The sequence below is a fragment of the Aeromicrobium sp. PFPM2_SD2 genome, assembly GCF_057364525.1.
Window position 1 is genome coordinate 1 of record NZ_JBNFNZ010000252.1, and the last position, 3,667, is coordinate 3,667.

The 3,667-nt window shown below is 74.5% G+C and carries 6 protein-coding genes; all 6 read right to left on the bottom strand.

The genetic code is table 11. From position 1 onward, the window contains the following. Nucleotides 1–805, bottom strand: an 805-nt coding sequence (locus tag AC2W7G_RS11450) for an NAD kinase (protein ID WP_485868543.1), incomplete at its 3' end; no start/stop codon positions are given. Continuing rightward, nucleotides 802–1,617: a TlyA family RNA methyltransferase gene (locus AC2W7G_RS11455; protein WP_485868544.1), complete on the bottom strand. Its 816-nt coding sequence runs from the start codon at nucleotides 1,615–1,617 to the stop codon at nucleotides 802–804. The genes AC2W7G_RS11450 and AC2W7G_RS11455, both read right to left, overlap by 4 nt. Beyond that, a complete protein-coding gene (locus tag AC2W7G_RS11460) occupies nucleotides 1,614–1,769 on the bottom strand; it encodes a hypothetical protein (protein WP_485868545.1) in 156 nt (51 codons plus the stop codon). Before AC2W7G_RS11460 ends, AC2W7G_RS11455 begins: the two co-directional genes overlap by 4 nt. Beyond that, on the bottom strand, nucleotides 1,766–2,764 hold the full coding sequence (locus AC2W7G_RS11465; protein ID WP_485868546.1) for an HAD-IIA family hydrolase: 999 nt from the start codon (nucleotides 2,762–2,764) through the stop codon (nucleotides 1,766–1,768). Before AC2W7G_RS11465 ends, AC2W7G_RS11460 begins: the two co-directional genes overlap by 4 nt. Continuing rightward, nucleotides 2,761–3,102 carry a single-stranded DNA-binding protein gene (locus AC2W7G_RS11470; RefSeq protein WP_485868547.1) on the bottom strand — a complete coding sequence of 114 codons (342 nt, stop codon included), beginning with the start codon at nucleotides 3,100–3,102 and terminating at the stop codon, nucleotides 2,761–2,763. Before AC2W7G_RS11470 ends, AC2W7G_RS11465 begins: the two co-directional genes overlap by 4 nt. A 65-nt stretch (nucleotides 3,103–3,167) precedes the next feature. After that, nucleotides 3,168–3,667 (bottom strand): tetratricopeptide repeat protein (locus tag AC2W7G_RS11475; protein ID WP_485868548.1); only part of this gene is annotated, 500 nt, incomplete at its 5' end.

Below are 3,667 nucleotides of genomic sequence, written 5' to 3' on the forward strand. Positions count from 1 at the left end.
CCAGGCGCACCGGCTGGTCGCCGCGGCGGACGACGACGCGGGCGCCGGGCGGGAGCTCGGCGGCGCGCCGGCCGTCGCACCACAGGACGCCGTTGGCCGACGGGCCGACGATCTCGATCGCCATGGCCGAGTCCGGCGAGACGACCAGGGGCCGCGCGAACAGCGCGTGCGCACTGATCGGCACCATGAGCAGCGCCTCGACCTGCGGCCACACGACCGGTCCGCCGGCGCTGAAGTTGTAGGCGGTCGAGCCGGTGGGCGTCGCGCACACGACGCCGTCGCAGCCCCAGCGCGACACCGGCTGGTCGTCGATGGCGACCACGAGCTCGAGCATGCGCTCACGGGAGGCCTTCTCGACCGTGGCCTCGTTGAGCGCCCAGTTCTCGGCGACCACACGGCCGTCGACCTGGACCTCGACCTGCACGGTGAGCCGCTCCTCGACGGCGTAGTCGCGGTCGATGACGCGCTGCGTCACCGCGTGCACCTCCTCGACGTCGGCCTCGGCCAGGAAGCCGACGTGGCCGAGGTTGACGCCCAGCACGGGGGTGCCGGCGCGGTGGCACAGCTCGGCGGCACGCAGGATCGTGCCGTCACCGCCGAGCACCACGGCCAGCTCGCAGCCCTCGGCCGCCTCGTGCCCGTCGGGGAAGACGACGGCCTCGGGGATGTCGAGGTCGCGGGCGTCGGACTCCACGAGACGCACGGTGACGCCCGCCTCGCACAGGTCCGCGGAGAAGTCGCTCGCCACGCGTCGTGCGTCCTCGCGTCCGGCGTGGACGACCAGCAGGATGCTGCGATCGGTCATGCGCGCTCCTTCAGCGGGCCGGCGGCGACGACGCGCTCGGCCTCCTCGTAGGTCGGCGGGCCGGCGTCGGTGCGCAGCCAGCAGAAGTACTCCACGTTGCCCGCGGGTCCCGGCAACGGGCTGGGCGCCAGGTGCCGGGTGCCCCAGCCGAGCTCGAACGCGGCCTCGCACACGCGCTGCACCGCCTGCGCGTGCAGGACGGGGTCGCGCACGACGCCCTTCTTCCCCAGGTTCTCCTTGCCCACCTCGAACTGCGGCTTGATCATCAGCACGACGTCGCCGTCGGGCCGGCAGCAGCGGGTGAGCGCGGGCATGACGATGGTGAGCGAGATGAAGGACAGGTCCGAGACGACCAGGTCGACCGGCCCGCCGAGCACGTCGGGCTCGAGCGTGCGCACGTTGGTGCGGTCGTGGACGTGCACGCGCGGGTCGTCCTGCAGCTTCCACACCAGCTGCCCGTAGCCGACGTCGACGGCGTGGACGAGCTCGACGCCCTTGCTGAGCAGGACGTCGGTGAACCCGCCGGTGGACGCGCCCGCGTCCAGGCAGCGCCGGCCGGCGACGTCGAGACCGAGCGGCTCGAAGACCTCCAGGGCGCCGAGCAGCTTGTACGCGCCGCGGCTGGCCCAGCTCGGTCCGGTGTCCTCGCGCACGACGATGGCCTGGTCGGTCGTGACGCCGGTGGCCGGCTTGGTGGCGACCGCGCCGCCGACGGTCACCAGACCCTGCTCGACGAGCGTGCTGGCGTGCTCACGGGAGCGGGCCAGGCCGCGACGCACGAGCTCGGCGTCCAGACGGAGTCGGCGGCTCATGCGTCGTGCGCGCCGGCCAGCACCTCGCGCATGGCGTGGTGGACCGCGTCGAAGGCGGCCGGGTGGCGCTCGACCGGCTGCTGGTCCAGAGCGTCGAGGTCACGGACGGCCGCCTCGAGGCGGGACAGACCGGTCTCGGGGTGCTCGCTCATGGCGTCATCCTCGCATCCACCAGCACCCGGCGACCGGACGTGTCGCGACACGACCACGCGAGCGCGACACCGGCGCGCAGCCGCTCGACGGCGTCGTCGCCGTCGACCCGGACGGTGTCACCGTCCAGGCGCGCCGCGGCGGACCCGCACCGCGCCCGGTCCCCCTCGACCTCGACGGGGTCGTGGGCGACGAGCAGCCCGAGCAGGTCGGGGGCGACGAACGACGGACGCAGGTCGCCCTCGGCGTCGGCGATCGTCTGCACGTCGCTGAGCCCGGTGAGCACCGCGAGGCTGGGGACGCCGACGTTGGCCGCGCCGCGGATGTCGGTGTCGAGCCGGTCGCCGACCATCAGCGGGGCGGTGCCGCCGCACCGGGCGATGGTGGAGCGCAGCAGCGGCGGCTCCGGCTTGCCGGCGACGGTCGGGACCACGCCGGTCACGGACTGGACCAGCCCGACGAGCGAGCCGTTGCCGGGGGCCACGCCACGCGCGGTGGGAACGGTCAGGTCGAGGTTGCTGGCGTAGAAGCGGGCCCCCGCGGCGACGGCGTAGGTCGCCTCGGCCAGGTCGCGCCAGGCGACGTCCGGGTGGAGGCCCTGGACGACGGCGACCGGCGCGTCGTCGGCCGAGCGCACCGGCACCAGGCCGGCCTCGCGGAGGGGCACCAGCAGGCCCTCTCCCCCGACGACGAGCACCCGGGAACCGGGATCGAGGTCGGCCGCCATGAGGTCGACGACGGCCTGCGCGGAGGTCACGACGTCGGCGGTGCCCACGCCCGGGACGCCCAGCTCGCTCAGGTGCGCGGCGACGTCGTCGGCGGTGCGCGAGGCGTTGTTGGTGACGTACGCCAGGTGCGTGCCGATCTTCTGCGCCGCCTCGAGCGCGTCGACGGCGTGCGGCACGGGTTCCTGTCCCCGGTAGACCACTCCGTCGAGGTCCAGCATCACGAGGTCGTGCTGCTCGGCGAGGGGCACGGGACTGGTCGACAGGGTCACGCGCTCGATCGTACCGACCGGTCGGCGACCGGCTCGACGAGCGCGGCGTCGACGCTGACCCAGCTGGCCGGGGCGCCGCCGGCGCGGCTGAAGCGACGACGCAGCTCGCCGCCGACCCGCACCGTGGTGCCCGGCTCGAGCTTGAGCACGCGCCGGCGCAGCCGCGACGGCCACACGCTGCACTCGAACGTGTCGACCGTCTGCTTGGACCGACGTCGGGCCGCGGCGGAGCGCCCGACGACCAGGCGGAACGAGACGAGCTCGTCGCCGCTGGGCAGCGTGACGGTGGTGGGCGGGGCGCTCAGGCGCCCGACGAGGGTGACGGTGTTGGTGTCCATGCCGTCACCCTCGTCGGCGCTCCCGACGCCCCCGCCGACGCGAGCCGGCGCCTGTGGACGACGGGTCAGTCGTCGGTGACGGTGGACAAGGTGGCCAGGCGCTCCTCGGCGTCGGTCTCCTTGTTGCCGTCCACGGCGACCGTGCGGTGGAACCACTCGACGGCCTCGTCCGTGCGGCCGAGCGCGAGCAGCGTGTCGGCGTAGGCGTAGCGCAGACGCGCGACCCACGGGGACCGGGCACGGCTGTTGAGCGGCTCGACCTCGAGCACGCGCAGCGCCGCCTCGGGCTGGCCCATGTCGCGCCGGGCGCCGGCCACGACGATGGCGAGCTCGACCGAGCCGGCCTCGTCCAGCGCCTTGCGGACCTCCGGCGCGTCCATCTTCACGGCCTTCTCCGGACGTCCGAGGGCGCGCTCGCAGTCGGCCATCATCGGCGTGTAGTACAGCGCGCCGTTCATCCGCTTGGCCGCGCGGAACTCGCCGAGCGCCTCGGAGAACTTGCCGGCCGCGTAGGCGACCTCGCCCACGGCCTCGCGGACCAGCGCCACGCGCTGCTGCCCGGGGC

Bases quoted from the DNA above. Each gene is read 5' to 3' on its own strand.
- AC2W7G_RS11455 (WP_485868544.1), bottom strand. From the start codon at position 1,617: ATGAGCCGCCGACTCCGTCTGGACGCCGAGCTCGTGCGTCGCGGCCTG.
- AC2W7G_RS11470 (WP_485868547.1), bottom strand. From the start codon at position 3,102: ATGGACACCAACACCGTCACCCTCGTCGGGCGCCTGAGCGCCCCGCCC.
- AC2W7G_RS11460 (WP_485868545.1), bottom strand. From the start codon at position 1,769: ATGAGCGAGCACCCCGAGACCGGTCTGTCCCGCCTCGAGGCGGCCGTC.